Below are 18,903 nucleotides of genomic sequence, written 5' to 3'. Positions count from 1 at the left end.
GGTCTTCGCTCTCGAGTAGTTGCAGCACCCCGAAACCATCGGCCGATCACCGACGACGCAGATGTGATTCCTCACATCACGAGGGGGCGCCCCGTTCGGCCAGCAGGCGGCCGGCCCCGCGCAGCCAGCGCTCCGGATCGGAGCGCGCCGCCTCGGCGCTTCCGGCGAGCGCAGCGAGCGAGACGGATGCCGCGAACGACGAGGTGTCGGCGTCCGGCGCGATCCGCCCGGCCACGAGCGCGATCGGTACTCCGGCGGCCGCCGCCAGTGCGGCCACCTGCGCCGGCGCCTTTCCCGCCGCCGACTGCGCGTCGAACGACCCCTCCCCCGTGACGACGAGGGATGCTCCGGCCAGCGCCTGCGGCAGCCGCACGAGGTCGGCGACCTCGGCCGAGCCGGAGACCAGACACGCCCCCCACGCCTGCAGCGCGAAGCCGGTGCCGCCGGCGGCGCCGGCACCGGCGGCGGCCGCATCGGCGTCCGGGAGGGCGGCGGCCAGGACCTCGGACCAGTGCCGGAGCGCGGCATCCGCGTCGGCGACGTCGCCGGCGGCGAGGCCCTTCTGGGCGCCGAACACCGCGGCCGCACCGGTCGGGCCGAGCAGCGGATTGGTGACGTCGGACAGGACGAGAGCGCCGCCGGGCGGCGGCATCCGCATCCCGGCGACGTCGACGGCCGTGACCGCCCGGAGCCCGCGCAGGCCCAGGGCCCCCGGGAATCGCGCACCGAGCGCCCGCAGCATCCCCGACCCGCCATCGGTGGACGCGCTCGAGCCGATGCCGAGGATCAGCCGCGAGACGCCGTGGTCCAGCGCGGCGGCGATCGCCTGGCCGAATCCGACCGTGTGCGCATCGAAGGGCAGACGCGCCTCGCCGAGCAGCTCGATCCCGCTCGTGCCGGCGAGCTCGACGACCCCGGTGCCGCCCGGGGCGTCCGGCGCGGGCGGCAGCAGCATCCATTCGGCGGGGATGTCGCGACCGGCCGGACCGGTGACGACGACGGGCATGCGACGTGCGCCGGGGACGGCGGCGGCGAACGCGTCCAGCGTGCCCTCTCCGCCGTCGGCCATCGGGCGCGCGACGAGTCGCGCGTCGGGATCGGTCTCGCGCCAGCCGGCGGTGAGGGCGTCACACGCGGCCGCCGCCGTGATCGATCCCTTGAAGCTGTCGAGGGCCAGGACGACGGTCGCGGTCACGCCGCTCAGCGTAGCCGTACCCGGCGTTCTCTCGATCTCACCCGAATCGATTCGATAGACTCGAGTCCGCAGGCGACCGGCTCTCGGTCGCCTGCCTTCTTCCGTCTTCCGTCCCGCGAGAGCACCCGCATGACCACTTCCCTGACCACGGGCCGTCCCTGGCGCGTCATCCTCGCCTTCTCGATCCCGCTGCTGGTCGGCAACGTGGTCCAGCAGCTGTATCAGTTCGCCGACACCATCGTGGTGGGTCGGCGCCTCGGCGTGGATGCACTGGCCGCCGTCGGCGCCACCGGCAGCCTGCTGTTCCTGCTGCTCGGCTTCGCCTGGGGCCTGACCAGCGGGTTCGCGATCCCCACCGCCCAGGCGTTCGGTGCGCGAGACCACGCCGGGGTGCGCCGGTCCGTGGCCGCCGGGACCATCCTCACCGCCATCACCAGCGTGATCCTGACCGTCGCAGCTCCCCTGATCGCCCGCCCGGTGCTGGTGCTGCTGCAGACCCCGCCCGAGCTGCTGGCCGATGCCACCGTGTTCACGCAGGTGAGCTTCCTCGGCGCCGGGGCCACGATGTTCTTCAACTACTTCGCCGCGATCATCCGCGCGATCGGCGACTCCCGCACCCCACTGGTGTTCCTCACCCTGGCCTGCGGCCTGAACGTCGGCCTCGTGATCTGGATGGTCGGCCCCCTGGGCCTGGGCGTGGCCGGCGCCGCGCTGGCAACCGTCGTCTCGCAGGCGGTCTCGGTGCTGCTGTGCCTGGAATTCGTGCGCCGCCGGGTGCCGGTGCTGCACGTGCGCCGGGAGGACTGGCGCGTCGCCCGCGCCGACCTGGCCGAGCACCTGCGCCTGGGTCTGCCCATGGGGTTCCAGGCCTCGATCATCGCGATCGGCACGCTCACCGTGCAGGTCGCGCTGAACCTGCTGGGCGCCGACGCCGTCGCCGCCTACACCACCGCGTCCCGCGTGGACTCGATCGCCGTCGCCCTGCTGCAGTCGCTCGGGCTCGCCGTCTCGATGTACGCCGCGCAGAACCTCGGCGGGCGCCGCCCCGACCGCATCCGCCGCGGCGTCGTCGAGGCCACGTGGATGGCGATCGCGGCCTCAGTCGCCCTGGGCGCCCTGCTCGTGGCGTTCGGCACCCAGATGGTGCGGGTCTTCATCGGGGACGGCTCGGACGAGGTGGTGGAGCTGGCCCACCTGATGCTCATCATCAACGGGGTCAGCTACGCGGCCCTGGGCACCCTATTCGTGCTGCGCGGGGCCCTGCAGGGTCTGGGGCGCACCCTCATCCCGACGGTGACCGGCGTGATCGAGCTGGTGATGCGCGTGGCGGCCGCCCTCATCCTGGGCGGACTCATCGGCTACCCCGGCGTCGTGCTGAGCAACCCGCTCGCCTGGCTGGGGGCGGCGGCGCTGCTGATCCCGGCATATCTGGCCGCGCACCGGCAGCTGGCCGCGATGCCGGTGGCCCCCGACCTGGCCACCGAGACCACCCCGATCGCGGTGGTCGGTCCGACGGACGGGTCGATGGTGGTGGATGCCGTGGTGACGGCGTCGGTGCCGGTCGTCGGCGCTCGCTCCCCACGACGGACGAAGGCCCCGCGGCGTCCACGCCGGACCGGTCGACGGGCGGGTCGCGGCATCCGCTCGTGAAACGATGGGACGATGCACGACTACCCCGCCGCACGCCGCGATGACCTGACCGAGACGCTCCACGGGGAGGATGTCGCCGACCCGTACCGGTGGCTGGAAGATGCCGATTCCGCCGGGACGGCCGCGTTCGTGGCCGCGCAGAACGCCCACTCCCGGCCGTTGCTGAATGCGCTCAGCGGCCGCGAGGAGTTCCTCGAGGACGTCACCGCGCTGCTGACCGCGCCCACCCGGGGCTGCCCGTTCGAGCGGGGCGACCGCGTGTTCGCGTGGCACAACGACGGACAGAACCAGAACGTGCTGGTCGTCGCCGACAGCGTCGACGGACTCGAGGACGCACGCGTGCTGCTCGACCCGAACCTGCTCTCGGATGACGGCACCCGGGCGGTGACCACCGCCTCGGTCAGCCCGGACGGCGCCCTGCTCGCCTACGGCATCGCCGACGGCGGGTCGGACTGGCGCACGATCCGGGTCCGCGACGTCGCGACCGGGCAGGACCTGCCCGATGTGATCGAGTGGACGAAGTGGAACTCCCCGGTGTGGCAGCCCGGCTCGCGCGCGTTCACCACCTGGCGCTACGACCCTCCGACCGGCAACGCGCTGACCGACGAGCAGGGCGCGGGCCGGCTGGCGGTGCACGAGATCGGCGAGGATGCCGCGTCCGACCGCGTCGTGTTCACCCGTCCGGACGAGCCGCGGCTGTTCGCCCGGGACTGGCCGCACGACGACGTCTGGTTCGTGCTGCACACCGACGGCGGCTCGTCGTCGGGCAACGACCTCGCGGCCCGTCGCCACGACGAGCCGGCCGAGGCGCTGCGCATGCTCGTGCAGGGCCGCGAGCACGAGTGGCACTCGATCGGGGTGCGCGGCGATGTGCTGTACACCGTCACCGACCAGGACGCGCCCCGGTATCGCCTGGCGGCGTTCGACCTGGTCACTGGCCGGCAGTGGACCCTCGTGCCCGAGCACCCCGAGGACGTGCTGCTGGATGCCCATCTGACCGCGAGCGGCCTGGTGCTGGAGTACTCGCACGACGCCGCCCATCGCGCCCAGGCGGCGACCTTCGACGGCGCGCTGGGCGACGCCCTGCCGCTGGGCGACGGAGTGAGCATCACGGCGATGTCGACCAGCGACGAGACGAACCGCGTGTTCGCCACGACGTCGAGCTTCGTCGACCGGGGCACCCGGCACGTGATCGAGGTGGACGGCGCCTCGGTGCTGACCCACCGGACGCTGCCGACGCCCGGTCCGGCGGCCCCGGCGGCGACCGCGACGCGCGTCCGCGTGACCGGCTCCGATGGCGTCGAGGTGCCGGCGTTCGTGGTGCGGCCTGCCGACGACGACGGCGCGACGCCGCGCCCGACGCTGATCTGGGGGTACGGCGGGTTCAACATCCCGATGAATCCGGAGTTCCGCCCGATCCTGGCGACCTGGGTGCAGGCCGGCGGCGTGCTCGTCGTGCCCAACCTGCGCGGCGGGGGCGAGTTCGGCTCGGACTGGCACCACGCCGGGACGAAGGAGCGCAAGCAGCAGGTCTTCGACGACCTGTACGCGGTCGCCGAGCATCTGATCGAGACCGGCGTCACCACCCGTGACCGGCTCGCCCTGCATGGGCGGTCCAACGGCGGCCTGCTGGCCGGCGCCGCGCTCACCCAGCGGCCCGAGCTGTGGGCGGCGGTGCTGCCCGGGGTGGGCGTGCTCGACATGCTGCGGTTCCACCGCTTCACGATCGGGTGGGCGTGGATCAGCGACTACGGCGACCCGGACGAGGCCGAGGCATTCGCGTACCTGCGCGCGTACTCGCCGCTGCACAATGTGCGGGACGGCGTCGCGTACCCGCCGACGCTGATCACCACCGGGGATCACGACGACCGCGTGGTGCCCGGCCACTCGCTGAAGTTCGCCGCCGCGCTGCAGGAGGCGCAGGCATCGGATGCCCCCATCCTGCTCGCCGTGGACACCCGCGCCGGGCACGGCATGGGCAAGCCGAAGGATGCCGCGGCCGCCGAGTTCGCCGATCAGCTCGCGTTCGCCGCCCACTTCACCGGCCTGCGCTGAGCTGTGACTCTTGCCTCTCATGAATGGCGCTATGACGACAGCATTGACAATCGCCGTGTTCGCGGCAGCGGCCCTGCTCCCACTGCGCCCCCGGCGCTCCACACCGTTCAATGTGCAGTTTGCGCTCTCCTGGTGGATGAACGAGCTGCCGTTCATCGGCCTGTGGTGGCTGCTGGCCGGCACCCTCGCCACCCTCCTGAACCCGGGGTCCAGCTTCTGGTGGTGGCTGATCGCGGCTCTCACCTTGGCCGTGACGCTGATTCTCGCCTGGATCCTCGTGCGGGCGCGATTCGCGCGGCGCGCACTCACGGCGGCGCTCCAGAACGTCTATGGGCCTCGCGGGCGCCCGCATGAGACCCGCTCCCCGTGGTGGCGCATCGTGCTGCTGCCCATCGTGGCGTGGCGCCCCGACGTTCGGCGCATCCGCAATCGTCGATATGGCCCGGCACGCTTCGGAAACCTGCTCGACGTCTATGTCTCGCGCCGCCGAAACCGACAGGCCAGGGCACCCGTGCTGGTGTACCTGCACGGAGGAGGAGGAGACAAGGCAATATTCGCCCACGCGCTCATGTATCAGCTCGCCGCCAGGGGGTGGGTCTGCATGAGCGCGAATTACCGGATGCTCCGAGTGAATTATGGCGATCAGCTCGCCGATGCCCAGGATGCCATGAGCTGGGCGCGCAGGCATGCGGAAGAATTCGGCGGCGACCCGGCTTCCGTCATCGCCATCGGTGCGTCGTTGGGCGCAAACCTGGCTGCATCCGCCGCACTCTCCGGGGCGCAGGTCCGCGGCGTCGTGTGCCTCTACGGTTACTATGGCCCTGCCGGCGCGACAGGCACGGGCCCCCACTCTCCGGCCGGCAGAATCACTTCGGAAGCCCCGCCGTTTCTGGTTGTCCACGGCGCGCAAGACACCCTCGTGCGACGCGAGGATGCTCGGGACTTCGCCGAACGACTCAAGTCGCGTTCACAGGAACCCGTTGTGTATGCGGAACTGCCGGGAGCGAATCACAACTTCGATTTCTTTCCGTCGTTGCGTCTTCACGCTGTCGGTGATGCAATCCAGCGCTTCACCAAGATCACGGTCGGGCAAGCAGCCGCGTAGCGTCCAGCCGGTTCACCCTCCCGCCTAGTTCTCGGTTGACTGCGCGCTGAGCACGCAGCGCGATCGCCCTCCCGCCCGCGGGGACTCGGACGTAGGCTCGGGATCGTGAACGTGTCCACCGGAGGGCGCTCGGCCGCGGCCGGGGTGGCCGCCGTCGTCCTCGGCGCGGGGCTGGGCGAACTCGTCGCGGCAGCGTTCGCCCCGTCGTCCAGCCCGATCGCGGTGATCGGCGATGCGCTCATCGACCTGGCCCCGCCCTGGGCGAAGGAGGCCGCGATCTCGGTGTTCGGCACGAACGACAAGCTCGCGCTCGTGATCGGGGTCGCCGTGGTCCTGGTCGCGGCCGCGGCCGGCATCGGCATCCTTCAGGCCCGCTTCCCGCCGATCGGCCGCATCCTCTGCGCGGCGCTGGGTCTGATCGGCATCATGGCGGCCGTGAGCCGCGCGGATGCCGGCGGTCTCGCCTGGGCGCCGGCGGCGGTGGCCGGTGCGGTGGCCGCGATGGCGATCGGCCCGCTTGCGCGTCGCGCCGCGGCGCCGGCCGCTCCGCACGGCGATTCCGACGCCCGGGTGGCAGACCCCGACCGGCGGCGGTTCTTCGCCTGGACCGGCGCCGCCGCCCTCGTCGGGGTGGCGGCGGCCGTCGGCGGGACACTGCTGCAGTCGGGCGCGCGTGCGGCCAGCGCGGTGCGGGCGAGCCTGCATCTGCCCATGCCGGCCCGGTCGGCGGCGCCCATCCCCGCCGGCGCCGACCTCGGTGTGGCCGGGGTGGCCCCGCTGGTCACGCCCAACGACCGGTTCTACCGGATCGACACCGCCCTGCTGGTCCCGCAGATCGATCCCACGCAGTGGTCGCTGCGCATCCACGGCATGGTCGACCGCACCGTCACCCTCACCTGGGACCAGCTGCTCGCCCTGCCCCTGCAGGAGAGCTACACCACCCTCGCCTGCGTGTCGAACGAGGTCGGCGGCGATCTGATCGGCAACGCGAAGTGGCTCGGATACCCGATTCGCGAACTGCTGGCACGGGCCGGGCCGCACGCGGACGCCGACATGGTGCTGTCGCGGTCGGCCGACGGGTTCACCGCCTCGACCCCGCTGGCCGCGCTCACCGACGCCCGGGACGCGATCCTCGCGGTCGGCATGAACGGGCAGCCGCTGCCGGCCGCCCACGGGTTCCCGGTGCGGATGGTCGTGCCCGGGCTGTACGGCTACGTGTCCGCGACGAAATGGGTGGTCGACCTCGAGGTGACCCGCTTCGACCGCGCCACGGGGTTCTGGACGACGCAGGGCTGGGCGCCGCGCGGGCCGATCAAGCTCGAATCGCGGATCGACGTGCCGCGGCCCGGCGACACCGTGCCCGCCGGGGATGCCGTGATCGCCGGGGTGGCCTGGCAGCAGCACACGGGCGTGTCGAAGGTCGAGGTGTCGGTGGACGACGGGCCCTGGGTCCCCGCCGAGCTGGCTCCTGCGATCTCGGTCGACACCTGGGTGCAGTGGCGCCTGCCCTGGCGCGCCGAGGCGGGCGACCACGTGATCCGGTGCCGGGCGACCAGCCGCACCGGCGAGGTCCAGACCGCGCACCAGGCGCCGCCGGCGCCGGACGGCGCCAGCGGCTGGCACCAGGTCACGGCTCACGTGGGGTGATGCCCGGCCTCACCGCCGTCACGGGCGGGCAGCGAGGGCCCACGCGGTGAAGGCTTCCACCCCGTCGACCACCGCCTCGAATCTCGGCGAGTGGAACACGTCGAAGGAGTGCTGGCCGCCGGGGAGTTCGGCATAGACCACGTCGTTGACCCCTCCCTCGCGAGCCAGACTCGCGAAGTGTCTGGCCGCCTCGACCGTGCCCCAGCCGTCGTTCGTCCCGTGCGCGATGAACAGCGGAGGCGTACGACCGGTGAAGTAGCCCTGCGGCTGGAGCACCGACCCCGGCTCGTCGGGCGCATCCGTCAAGTAATGCCCGTAGTACCCGTACAGAAGGATCGCACCACTCACTGTCGTGTCGGCGTGCTCGAACCCGGGCTGGAACCGGGGATCGTTCGGGGTGAAGGCGCACAGCCCCGCCAGGTTGGCTCCGGCAGAACTGCCCGATACGAACACCCTCGTCGGGTCGATACCGTAGACATGCCCGTGCTCCCGGGCCCAGGCGATGACCTTCTTCGCGTCGATCTGATGGTCGGGGAAGTCTGCCTCGGGACGCAGCCGGTAATTGGCGCTGATGCACACCCATCCGCGGCTCGCGAGTCGGGTCAGCAGCGGTCTGGCCTCATGGCTCTTCCTGCCCGTGCTGAAGCCACCGCCGTGGAAGTAGACCAGCACCGGAGCATGCGAGGGAGCGTCGCGGGGGCGGTAGATGTCCAGCAGGTTGCCGCGTCCGGCGTCGCCATAGCGGATGTCCTTGATTCGCTCCACATCCGGCCGCCACTGGACGAACGGAATCAGAAGGATGCGCAGCCAGGGCCGGTGCCGACGTGGCTTCACGTGCACGCTGCTTCGCCAATCTGCTCCCAGTCCGCGGTCCAATGCGCGCTCGACAGCGCGATCGCTGCGCGCCCCTCGCCACGCCACGATCACGAGGCCGACGATCACGAGACCGGCGATTCCGGCCGCGCCGCGACCGGCGAGCGAGTCGAGATCCCCCTCTGAAGCCGCGAGCACGGTGGAGGCGATCAGGAAGTAGATGGCCAGGAACGGCACCTCGTTGACGATCATGCCGAACAACCAGCTCGACTTGGCAAGCAGGTTGGGGCGGCGGGGTGCCACGCATGCGAAGAACGTGCACCAGGCGACGATCGCCACGGTGACCACGTACCCGACCGGCCACGTCATGGTCGCCCCTCGTTCGGCGTGACGGCATCACCTGCGTGCTGATAGCCGCGATGGTGTTCCACCAGCCTCTGCAGCAGTGCGACCAGCTGGAGTCGTTCATTCGGCGAGAGCGGTTCGAGCATTTCGTCCTGCGCGGCCGCGGCTGCCGCCTCGAGCTCGGACAACGTCACGCGGCCGGCAGGCGTGATCTCGACGGCGTTGCGACGACGGTCGTTCCGATCCTGCTGTCGCACGACCGACCCTTTCGCCTCCAGCCGCTTGAGTACGGCGACCAGGTCTCCGAGGTTGATCCCGAGACGGCGGCCGAGGATCGCCTGACTGACCGCGCCGTACTGGGCGAGCCCGGCGAGGACTGCGAAGTCGGTGCGCCCGGTGGAGTTCCCGAAGGACTGCGCCACGAAGCGCCGCGCATCCACCACCGCATGCCCGATGAGCCATGTCGCCAACATCCAGAGCTTCTCCGGGGGCGCCGCCGCCTCAGATGAGTCTGCCTCAGCCATGACAGGAAGCGTAACAGATCGTTTGGCTGACAAACGATCTGTATGGTCGAGCCCCGGGGCGGCCGACGCCCGGCGTCACCCTCGCGACGCGCCCTGATCCAGCCAGTTCGCGACATCGGCCCCCAGTACGCCCGCGGCTTCCAACGGAACCAGGTGCCCGGCCTCGGGGATGATGATGGTGTCGACGACCCTGGATATCCGCGTGGCCAGCTCAAAGGCCTGCGCCACAGGAATCCAGGGATCAGCCTCACCCCACGCGACGCGAACCCGGCACGCCACACGTGCGAGGTCATCCACGATCGGTCGCGTGTGCGCGGGCTTCAACGCGGCGATCTGCCGGTAGAACGCGCGCTGACCCTCCGGCGTGCACCATGGACTCGCGAGCCGAGCTGACACGCGGGCGTCGAGCTTGCCGTTGCTCGCCCCAGAGATGTACTCGTGCACCAAGGCCGCATGAAGGCTCGCAGGCAGAGCGCCGAAGACCTCTTCGTGCTGCGCGACGAGCTGAAAGAACGGCGAACCCCATGGGTCGAGAGTCACGACGTCGGCCAGATACAGCGACGACATCTGAACCCCCTCGAGAAGATGGGCGCCGAGCGCGACCGCTCCCCCGATGTCATGCGCCACCACGTGTGGGCGACTCAGCCCCCAGTGGTCGAGCATCGCCGCGAACCGGCGGCGCTGGGTCACCAGGTCGACGTCCGACGAGCAGGCGCTGATCGAGGCGCCGTATCCGGGCATGTCGTACAGGTACACGCGACGGGCTGACGCGAGGTGATGCGCCACCGGCGACCACACCGCCGCAGACCAGGGCGTGCCGTGACAGAGCACCACGTCGCCGATCGGCTCCGCGCTGGACGGCTCGAACACGTACGTCGCGATGCGCTCGCCGTCGAGATCGACGTACCGAGGGGCAGGGAGCGAGAGCCGATCAAGCACGCCGTCCACGCTAGGACCCATGGGCATCACACGGGCGCCGGCTGTTCAACGGGTCCCCAGGTCGATCAGCAGCTCGGCGACCCTCGCCGGGGCTTCGCGCAGCGCGTTATGGCCCGTGGGGATGTCCTGTACTCGCCAGCCCGGGTCGGCATCGAGACGGGCGCGCAGGCCCGCAAAGGGCGTCCCGTCCTCCCATCCCGAGCAGTAGATGAAGTCGCGTCGAGCAATGGTCTCGACGGCTCCGGTCAGCCGGATGCGCTGTACGAGGGAGGCCAGCGGGTGCGGGCGGCGGCGAGCATCGCCGCCGTGCGGAGCCCGGAACGGCGGGCGAACGGCATAGCCCAGCTCGGCTGCACCGTCGATGAAGGCGTGCCGGTAGGCGTCCGTCGTCAACGACCAGCAGGAGTCGCCGTCGCGAGGAACGTACGCGTCGAGATGGACCAGGCGGGAGATTCGCTCGGCCGCACGATCCGCGGCGGCCGAGATGACCATCCCGCCGTAGCTGTGTCCGACGAGCGTCGCCTCGGTGATCCCGGCCGTCTCCACGACCCGGATCACGTCGTCTGCGTGGGTGTCGAGGTTCGCGCGTGCCACCGCCGCTTCGTCTGGATCCGGCCCCAAGCCGGTCAACGTCAGGGCGTGCACGGTGTGACCAGCCGCCTCCAGGAGCGGCGTCACGGCTTCGAACGCCCACGAGCCGTGCCACGCCCCGGGGACGAGAACAAACGTTGCCATCACTGCCTCTCATCTGCGTCCATCACTCACGCGGAACTACCTTCACACACACTCCTTTCGTGATGCAAGCGACTCCGTCCCTCCTGGTCGTCAAGACTGGACGTCGGTGACCCCGGCCCGAGCCCGCCGCCGCGCGCGACGGACGGATGCCGCGGCCACGACGCCGGCGCCGATGCTGGCGACCAGGCACCCCGCCATCACCAGCGCCGTCGGCAACGCCGTGTGCGAGCCGGCGACGCCGCCCAGCGGCGAGACGACGGCGCTGAAAGTGAACTGCAGACAGCCCATCAGCGCGGCGCCGGTGCCGGCGGCGAACGTCGCCCGCGACATCCCCAGCGCCGTGCCGTTGGCCAGCACCGACGAGATCGCCGCAGAGCCGATCATCACCACCACCAGGTATCCGACGATCGTGGGCCGCCCGGCGGCGACGACCACGAACGCGACCGCGGCGGCGAGCGCGACGCCCTGCCCGGCCAGCAGCATCCGGCGCGGGCCGAAGCGTCCGGCCAGCGGCGCGTTCAGCCAGCTGCCGCCCATCACCGCGACGGCGTAGCAGGCGTAAAGGATCGCATAGCCCCACGTTCCGGTTCCCAGCACCTCCTGCGCGATGAACGAGGACGCGCTCACGTGCACCGACAGCGCCCCGAAGGCGAGGGCGACCGCCGCGGCATCCCCCGCGAACGGCACGTCGCCCAGCAGCCGCCGGTAGTTGCGCAGCAGCGGTGCCAGCCGCAGCGGCGCCCGGCGCGCGACGGGAAGCGTCTCGGGCACCGTCATCCCCGCCACCACGAGGTAGACCACGGTCACCACGAGAAGTCCGACGAAGATCGTCCGCCAGCCGCCCAGCTGCAGCAGCGCCGTGCCCAGCAGCGGCGCCACCAGCGGACCCGCCGCGAGGATCCCCATCAGCACGCTGAACGCCCGCGCCGCCTGCCGCCCCCGGGCGACATCCGACACGATGGCGCGCACGACCACGATCGCCGTCGACGACCCCAGTCCCTGCAGCACCCGCGCCCCGATGAGGATCGGCGCGGCGGGCGCCAGCGCGACCGCCACCGTGGCCGCGGCCAGCACGCCCAGGCCGACCAGCAGCACCGACCGGCGCCCGAGCGCGTCGGTCAGCGGACCGCCGAACATCACCCCGACGGCGACGCCGAGGTAATACCCGGTCAGCGCCAGCTGCACCACGGCGATCGACACGCCCAGATCGTCGGCGATCGCGCCGAGCGCGGGCAGATAGATGCTCGCGGTGATGGGGTTCAGCGTCATCAGCAGCCCCAGCACCGCGAGCAGCCCGGGCGACAGGCCGTGCCCGGAACGGGGCACGGCCGCCGCCTCAGGCCGTCGCGGTGCGGAGCCCGTAGACCGACTCATGCCACGGGATCACGAACCGCTTGGCCTCGTTCACTATCAGGTACAGCACCAGTCCGATCAGCGCCAGGAGCAGGATGATGGCGAACGTCCCGGCGGCATCCAGCGAGTTCATCGCCCGCACCACCATCGCGCCGAGCCCGACGCTGCCGCCGAGGTACTCGCCGACGATGGCGCCGATGGTGCCGAGCACGATCGCGACCTCCATCCCGGCGAACAGGTAGGGCTGCAGGCTGCGCAGCTCGAGCTGCGTGAACGTCTGCGACCTGCTGGCGTTCAGGCTCGTCATGACCTCTTTCTGCCCCTGCTCGACCGACCGCACCCCGAGGAGCACGTTGAGCATGACCGGGAAGAACGCCAGCAGCGCCGACAGCACGATCTTCGAGGTCATCCCGAAGCCGAACCAGATCACGAACATGGGGATGAACGCCACCTTCGGCGCGACCTGGGCGATGATGATCAGCGGACGGATGCTGATCTCCAGCCACGGCAGCTTTCCGAGCACCACGCCCACCGCGACCCCGAGCACGACCGCGATCGCGAAGCCGACGACGATCTCGGTGACGGTGACCAGCGCCTCCTGCCAGGTGGCGGGGTCGAGGATCAGGGCGAGGAACGCCTTGCCGACCGCCGCCGGCGGCGGGAAGACGAACGGGTTCACCTGGCTGACCATGACGAACACCTGCCAGCCCGCGATGAGCAGGATCACCAGAGCCGGGGTGACGATCCACGGCAGCAGCTTGGCCATGCGCGATGAGGGCATGTCATTCCTCCTCGTCGAGGTCGTGGCGGAGGGCCCGCACGATGTCGTTGAACTCGGGGGTCGTCTGCAGCTCCACCGAGCGCGGCTTGGCGAAGTCCACCGGCAGGATCTGCCGGATCCGGCCCGGCCGCGGCGTCAGGTGCACCACCCGATCGGCCAGGAACACCGCCTCGGGGATGTCGTGCGTCACGAACACCACTGTCGATCCGGTCTCCATCACGATCCGCTGCAGCTCGAGGTTCATCCGCTCGCGGGTCAGGGCGTCCAGCGCCCCGAACGGCTCGTCCATCAGCAGCAGGTCGGGCTCGGTGCTCAGCGCGCGGGCGATCGCGGCGCGCTGCCGCATCCCGCCGGACAGCTCGCGGGGATAGGAATCGACGAAGTCGGCGAGTCCGACCAGCTGGGCCAGCTCTGCCGCCCGCGCCCGCCGCTCGGCCTTGCGGATCCCGCGCAGCTTCAGCGGCAGGGCGATGTTGTCCAGCACGCTGAACCAGGGGAACAGGTTGCTCTCCTGGAACACGAATCCGAGCTTGGTGACGGCCGAGCTCTCCACCCGGCCGTCGCTCCACAGCTGCCGGCCGTCCACGGCGATGGTGCCGGCGGTGGGGGCCAGCAGCCCGCCGATCATCCGCAGCAGGGTCGTCTTGCCGCATCCGGATCGTCCGATCAGGGCCACGAACTCCCCGATCCGGATGTCCAGATCGACTCCCGACACGGCGTGTGTGATGCCGGACCGGGTGTGGAAGTCGCGTCCGATGCCGCGGATCCGCAGGCGGGGGATGTCGCCGCCGACGTCCGCGTCGGGCACGGGCGGGGCGAGTGTGTCGTTGGTCACGGGTGCACCTTCTTCACTCACTCGGGCAGGTAGTCGTTCGTGATCCAGTCGCTCGGATCGTGGCCGCCCTGCAGCATCCCGGCCTCGACGTACGTGTCGTACGTCTTCTTCCAGGCGTCGACGTTGTTCTGCAGCAGCGGCACGTCGCCGGAGGCATCCACCCAGGTCTGGCTGGTGTACACGTCCAGGGCGTCGGCGGCCACCTGATCGTCCTCGAGCGCCGGGAACTTCCAGTCGCCGCTGTCGCGGAGCGTCTTCAGCACGTTCGCGTAGTGGTTGGGCGCGTCGTCGATCACGGCCTGCACGGCCTCGCGGATCGCGGCCAGGAACGCCGTGACCTCCTTCGCCTTCTCCGGATCCTTCAGCGTGGATGCCGTGGCCAGCCACGTCTGGATGTCGGGCGAGTCGCCGAGTCCGGCGTCGTCGACGACGGCGTCGTCGTTCTGGGCGCCGATGCCGATCGAGGTGTCCAGGCTGACGATGTAGCCGTCCAGCTGGCCCTTGCGCACGACCTCGAGCGTGGCGGCGGTGACGGGGACGGCCTGACGGGTGACGTCGTCCTTGGCGATGTCGTTGGCGTGCAGGGTCAGGTCGAGCATCTTCTCGCTGGTGCCGCCCACCGAGCCCATGCCGATGGTCTTGCCCTTCATGTCCTGCGGAGTGGCGACCGGGTTGTCTTTGACCGAGATCATGCGCAGGTTCGACTTGTAGGCCATCGTGCCGACCGCCTGGATCGGCTGGCCCTTCTCCATCGCGGGGAACACGTCCACGGTGCTGGCCCGGGTGATGGTGGCCGCGCCGCCGAGCAGCGACTGGATGGCCGCCGCGGTGCCCTTCACCGGCTGCAGGTCGACCTTGAGGCCGTGCTTCTCGAAGTAGCCCCCGGAGTAGGCGAACATCTCGGGGGTGAAGGTGAAGGACTCGAGCGGGAGGAACGTGACGACGGTCATCTCCTTCAGGCCCTCCGCGTCGCCGCCGGCAGCCGACCCGGAGCCGGATGCACAGCCGGTCAGCGCGAGTGCGGCGGCTGCGGTGAGCGCGGCGGCCGCTCGGAAGAGGCGCCGTCGGGAAGAGGGGGTCGTTCGCATGAGGAGACTCCTTTGTCGCTTCGTCGGTGTTGCACCGTCTGTACTGCTGCGTCCACGGCTATGCGGACGGGTCGAGTCTGGCCACGGTCCGCGGCCCGGACCAGAGGCCTTTTCATTCAACGAAAGAATGCGCCCGCTCAAGGATCGTGACCGTGCCGGCGTCGCCGTCCACCCGCACCAGGTCGCCGGTGCGGATCGCCTGAACCGGATCCGGCGTCGCGCCGACCACGGCCGGCACTCGGGTCACGATCGCGCCGAGCGCCGCCTTCGTGGTCATCGTCGTGAACACGAGCGCAGCCGGGGCGGTGCCCATCAGCCGGGTGCTCTGGAAGAACCCGGACCACCCGGACGACCCCTTCGCCCCGGGGAAGACCAGCACCTGGCCGGTGAAGCACACGCCGAACAGCTCGTGCCGCGGCTCGATCACGGTGCCGGTGGCCACGTCGATGCCGCCGAACCCCGAGATCGCATCGTGGGTGACCAGGGCGCGCGCCTCGACCACTCCGCCCACGATGCCGCGTCCGCGCAGGACCGTCATGCCGCCAGGCCTCCGTGCCAGCGGCCGGTGACGGCCGCGTCGATGCACTCCCCGAGCGTGCCGAACCAGGCCTCGATGCCCAGGATCGCCGGCAGGTAGTGCGCCTGCTTGGCCGAGTCGGTGGCGAACACACGCGTGCCGGGCGGGGCGGCGCGCGACATCGCGGGGCACGAGTCGGTGAGCACCCGGCCGCCGGCCCGCGTGATCGCCCGGGTGAAGCCGCTGCGGTCGGCGACCGAGCGCAGCGCCCGCGGCGTCATGACCCACAGTTCGGTGTCCGGATGCAGCGTCCGCCCGTCCAGCAGCCCGGCGATCTCGGCGAGCTGGTCCAGCGAGGCGTGCGGGCAGCCGAGCAGGATGAAGTCCACGTCGTCGCTGGAGCCCTGACTGTTCAGGGCGTCGTACACCTCCCGGCGGGCCCGCTCGTCGTAGACGATCGGCTCGGGCACGGCGCCGCCGCCGAACGCGGCGGCCAGGTCGGGGGCCTCCGGGGTGATCCCCGGCAGGTGGTACAGCTCGACGCCGCCCGAGGTCGCCGTCGCCGCGCCGAAGTGCTTCAGCGCGGCGGCGTCGGGCTGCCCGAGTGCGCCGACCACGGCGGGCCGGGCCTCCTGCACGGCGTCGCCGACGAAGTAGCCGAGCATCCCCCAGTCCTGGAACGAGGCGACCTCGACGTCGGCGCGGATCAGATGGGTCGCGGACCGGTTCTCGGGCAGATGATTGCCCCAGTACGGGATGCGACCGGTCAGCGCCGCCGCCCCGGTCGATGTGGAGCCCTCGCAGTTGGTGCGGGCCCCCAGCACCGAGTTGCAGTAGACGACGGCCGAGGACTCCATCCATGCGCAGTGCTCGCCGCGCACCGGCAGGTTGCCGACCTGGTACGGGGTGCACGTGGCCAGGACCGTGACGCCGCGCTCGCTGAAGTACGCCTCGGCGTCGTCCTGCATCGCGATGGACGAATCCGGGTAGCCGGTCAGGCCCGCGGCATCCGTCCCGAAGCCGTGCTGCAGCTGGCAGGTGGGCACCTTCATCCGCGGGATCTCGATGTCGTCGTCGCAGTCCAGGTTCGTCACCGCGTACACGTGCGCCCACCCGCCCTCGGCGAACAGCTGCGCCTTGGCCGGGGACGGCTGGGTCATCGTGCCGGCGACATTGCGGGTGGGCACCAGGCGCTCCGCGCCGAGCGCGTCGCCGTACCGCACGAGCAGGTCCATCGCCGCGGCGACCGCGGCGCCCTCGGCGCCGTCGTGCATCCGCTTCTCTTCGTCGGTCAGCAGCATGCGTGCTCCCCTCAGTGCGCCCCCGGCAGCTCGACCCGCTCCACGTCGTACGGCGTGTCGGCCAGTGCCGAGGTCATGATCGCGGTCATCACCGGCGCCGGCACGAGGCAGTCCGCGCAGGCGCCGTCGGTCGCCGAGATCCGCACCACGATGCGATCGGGACTGGCCGGCTCCCAGTTCAGCAGGTAGCCGTCGGCGGCCATCATCTCGGTGAACTGCGCGAGCGCGGCATCCACCCGGTCCGTGTCGATCGTCATCGTCGTGCTCCGACCTGCGCGTACGAGTACGGGTTCTCGCGCGGCGGGTTCAGCGTGAACACCTCGACGACGGCCGAGACGCCGGCGTTGTCGGCGCCGGCCACGACCACCTGGATCGACGTGGGGTGGCTGAGCACCGGCACAGTGTCGGGCTCGGCGCTGCCGCTGGCGGTGTCGGGCGTGGCATCGGGATGCTGCGCCGAGAGCCGCCACCGGCTCTTGTGCGACAGCGCGTCCTTGCCGACGGCGGCCAGCTCGTCCCGCGAGCGCACGGCGTGGTCGAACACGTACCGGCGCAGGTCGTCCTTGCTCCAGCCGGCCGACGCGAACACGTCGGCATGCTCCGGGGTGAGCACCAGCAGCGCGCTGGTGTACTCGTGGATCAGGGCGCCGGTGCGGCGCACGCTGTCGGCGAAGTCGAGGGCGAGCTGCTCGGGCACCGAGGTGTGCCGTGCCTCGATGTGCATCACCGAGCGGATCACGTACGCGGTCACGACGCTGTCGGCGGCGTCGAAGCCGTAGTCCACGTGCAGCGGGGGCCAGGGACTCTGCTCCTCGTTCTCGCCGATGCAGGCCGAGTACTTCGCCGGCGTGGCCTGGGTGGCCTGGTCGAGCTTGTGCGGATGCAGGCCGAACACGTTGATGCAGGCCAGGCGGATGGCCCGGCCGATGGTCGCGTTCGCACGGAACCCGGAGCCGAAGATGTTTCCCCGGCTGTTCAGCCCGATCTCGGTGCGCACCGGCCCGTTGACCACGAGGAAGGGTGCCGTTCCGGTGGTGGACTGCCAGATGCCCCGCACCGGGTGCGGCTCCTGGGCGATGGCCTCCCACGCGGCCAGTATCACCGGGAAGTACTCGGGCCGGCAGCCGGCCAGGCCGGCGTTGATGGCCGCGGTCCGCACCGTCAGGCTGCGGTTCAGGTGCGGCATGGTGAACAGCACCTCGTCCGGGTCGCGGTCCACCGTGTCCAGGAAGCGCCGCAGATACGACTCGGTCACCGGCACCACCGGCAGGCCGTCGGTCCATTCCTGGTCCCAGTAGTACTCCAGCACCTCCCGCATCCGGTCGGTGTCGGCATCCGGTGCCGCCGTCTCGTCCACGATCGTCGACATGTCAGTCCTCCACTCCGAGAATCCGCAGCACGTTCGGCAGCGCCTCCAGCGCCCGCTCGTGCACCTCCTGCGCCGAAAGGCTCGCCATCGGATGCCTCACCGCATGGAAGTCGAAGCCCGCGAAGCCCTGCACGTGCGCCATCGCACGGCCGGACATCAGGAACGAGTCGGAGGTGATGCTCACCGTCGGCACGCCGGCGCGTTCCAGCAGGATGCCGTCGGCCACGGTCGCGGCGCTGCACGAGCCGCAGTCGCCCACGGCGGTGACCACCACATCGCACTCGTCGGCGATCTGCGCGATCAGCTCGGATTTCGCCGGCGTGCCGAAGTAGTCCTTCGTGTACAGGCGGGTCTCGGCCGCACCGTGCCGGCCGGTCAGCAGGGTGCCGATCTCCTCCAGCAGCAGCGTCGCGTTCGGCTTCGTGTTGTCCAGGAGCCCGATCGTGAGACCGCTGAGCGTGACCGGGCGCGGTGAGAGCGTGCTCTCCTGTGCGCCCTCCGCCGCCCCGGTGGGGTCCAGGAGCAGTTCGTGTGTGGCCATTGCCACCCCTTTCGTCGTCGGCGTCACTCTGGCACGCGACATCCGCCTGGATCCTTCCCGGTTTCCACCGTGCGAAAAAGTCCGTGAGCGCGGCACGGCGGAGACGGCAT

Annotated in this window: 18 protein-coding genes; 4 read left to right on the top strand and 14 right to left on the bottom strand. The window is 71.0% G+C overall.

Annotated elements, in window-relative coordinates:
• Window positions 1-76: 76 nt before the first annotated feature.
• Window positions 77-1,195 carry a glycerate kinase gene (locus AC0L6F_RS12985; protein WP_473538209.1) on the bottom strand — a complete coding sequence of 373 codons (1,119 nt, stop codon included), beginning with the start codon at window positions 1,193-1,195 and terminating at the stop codon, window positions 77-79.
• A gap of 129 nt (window positions 1,196-1,324) precedes the next feature.
• Between AC0L6F_RS12985 and AC0L6F_RS12980 the strand changes: the two genes are divergently transcribed.
• From AC0L6F_RS12980 to AC0L6F_RS12965, 4 genes are all read left to right on the top strand, one after another.
• On the top strand, window positions 1,325-2,845 hold the full coding sequence (locus AC0L6F_RS12980) for an MATE family efflux transporter (RefSeq protein ID WP_473538208.1): 1,521 nt from the start codon (window positions 1,325-1,327) through the stop codon (window positions 2,843-2,845).
• Between the two features lie 12 nt (window positions 2,846-2,857).
• Window positions 2,858-4,900: a prolyl oligopeptidase family serine peptidase gene (locus AC0L6F_RS12975; RefSeq protein WP_473538207.1), complete on the top strand. Its 2,043-nt coding sequence runs from the start codon at window positions 2,858-2,860 to the stop codon at window positions 4,898-4,900.
• A 31-nt stretch (window positions 4,901-4,931) separates the two neighbouring features.
• Window positions 4,932-6,005 carry an alpha/beta hydrolase gene (locus tag AC0L6F_RS12970; protein WP_473538206.1) on the top strand — a complete coding sequence of 358 codons (1,074 nt, stop codon included), beginning with the start codon at window positions 4,932-4,934 and terminating at the stop codon, window positions 6,003-6,005.
• Window positions 6,006-6,110: 105 nt separating this feature from the next.
• Entirely contained in the window at window positions 6,111-7,652 is a 1,542-nt protein-coding gene (locus AC0L6F_RS12965) for a molybdopterin-dependent oxidoreductase (protein ID WP_473538205.1), read from the top strand.
• Window positions 7,653-7,670: 18 nt separating this feature from the next.
• Here AC0L6F_RS12965 and AC0L6F_RS12960 read toward each other — a convergent pair whose 3' ends face one another.
• From AC0L6F_RS12960 to AC0L6F_RS12900, 13 genes are all read right to left on the bottom strand, one after another.
• Complete coding sequence (locus AC0L6F_RS12960; RefSeq protein ID WP_473538204.1) at window positions 7,671-8,834, bottom strand: alpha/beta hydrolase; 1,164 nt, start codon at window positions 8,832-8,834, stop codon at window positions 7,671-7,673.
• Window positions 8,831-9,283, bottom strand: a complete 453-nt coding sequence (locus AC0L6F_RS12955; protein ID WP_473538203.1) for a MarR family winged helix-turn-helix transcriptional regulator — start codon at window positions 9,281-9,283, stop codon at window positions 8,831-8,833. The genes AC0L6F_RS12960 and AC0L6F_RS12955 overlap by 4 nt, the downstream gene beginning before the upstream one ends.
• A gap of 126 nt (window positions 9,284-9,409) precedes the next feature.
• A complete protein-coding gene (locus tag AC0L6F_RS12950) occupies window positions 9,410-10,204 on the bottom strand; it encodes an alpha/beta fold hydrolase (protein WP_274636984.1) in 795 nt (264 codons plus the stop codon).
• A 114-nt stretch (window positions 10,205-10,318) separates the two neighbouring features.
• A complete protein-coding gene (locus AC0L6F_RS12945) occupies window positions 10,319-11,008 on the bottom strand; it encodes an alpha/beta fold hydrolase (RefSeq protein WP_473538202.1) in 690 nt (229 codons plus the stop codon).
• A 90-nt stretch (window positions 11,009-11,098) separates the two neighbouring features.
• Complete coding sequence (locus AC0L6F_RS12940) at window positions 11,099-12,334, bottom strand: Bcr/CflA family efflux MFS transporter (protein ID WP_473538201.1); 1,236 nt, start codon at window positions 12,332-12,334, stop codon at window positions 11,099-11,101.
• 10 nt (window positions 12,335-12,344) lie between these two features.
• Entirely contained in the window at window positions 12,345-13,142 is a 798-nt protein-coding gene (locus tag AC0L6F_RS12935) for an ABC transporter permease (protein ID WP_274636982.1), read from the bottom strand.
• A 1-nt stretch (window position 13,143) separates the two neighbouring features.
• Entirely contained in the window at window positions 13,144-13,977 is an 834-nt protein-coding gene (locus AC0L6F_RS12930; protein WP_473538200.1) for an ABC transporter ATP-binding protein, read from the bottom strand.
• 17 nt (window positions 13,978-13,994) lie between these two features.
• A complete protein-coding gene (locus AC0L6F_RS12925) occupies window positions 13,995-15,065 on the bottom strand; it encodes an ABC transporter substrate-binding protein (protein WP_274636980.1) in 1,071 nt (356 codons plus the stop codon).
• A 112-nt stretch (window positions 15,066-15,177) separates the two neighbouring features.
• Window positions 15,178-15,603, bottom strand: coding sequence for an aconitase X swivel domain-containing protein (locus tag AC0L6F_RS12920; RefSeq protein WP_274636979.1), 426 nt, complete (start codon window positions 15,601-15,603; stop codon window positions 15,178-15,180).
• Window positions 15,600-16,883 carry an aconitase X catalytic domain-containing protein gene (locus tag AC0L6F_RS12915; RefSeq protein ID WP_274636978.1) on the bottom strand — a complete coding sequence of 428 codons (1,284 nt, stop codon included), beginning with the start codon at window positions 16,881-16,883 and terminating at the stop codon, window positions 15,600-15,602. Before AC0L6F_RS12915 ends, AC0L6F_RS12920 begins: the two co-directional genes overlap by 4 nt.
• 11 nt (window positions 16,884-16,894) lie before the next feature.
• Window positions 16,895-17,140: a hypothetical protein gene (locus AC0L6F_RS12910; RefSeq protein ID WP_274636977.1), complete on the bottom strand. Its 246-nt coding sequence runs from the start codon at window positions 17,138-17,140 to the stop codon at window positions 16,895-16,897.
• Window positions 17,137-18,252, bottom strand: a complete 1,116-nt coding sequence (locus AC0L6F_RS12905) for a hypothetical protein (RefSeq protein WP_259611118.1) — start codon at window positions 18,250-18,252, stop codon at window positions 17,137-17,139. The genes AC0L6F_RS12910 and AC0L6F_RS12905 overlap by 4 nt, the downstream gene beginning before the upstream one ends.
• A gap of 1 nt (window position 18,253) precedes the next feature.
• Window positions 18,254-18,793: a UGSC family (seleno)protein gene (locus AC0L6F_RS12900; RefSeq protein WP_259611117.1), complete on the bottom strand. Its 540-nt coding sequence runs from the start codon at window positions 18,791-18,793 to the stop codon at window positions 18,254-18,256.
• Between the last annotated feature and the right edge of the window lie 110 nt (window positions 18,794-18,903).

Source organism: Microbacterium sp. G2-16M (assembly GCF_055809115.1).
Note: the sequence above shows the minus strand (reverse complement) of the source record. Positions and strands in the feature narration are given on the sequence as shown.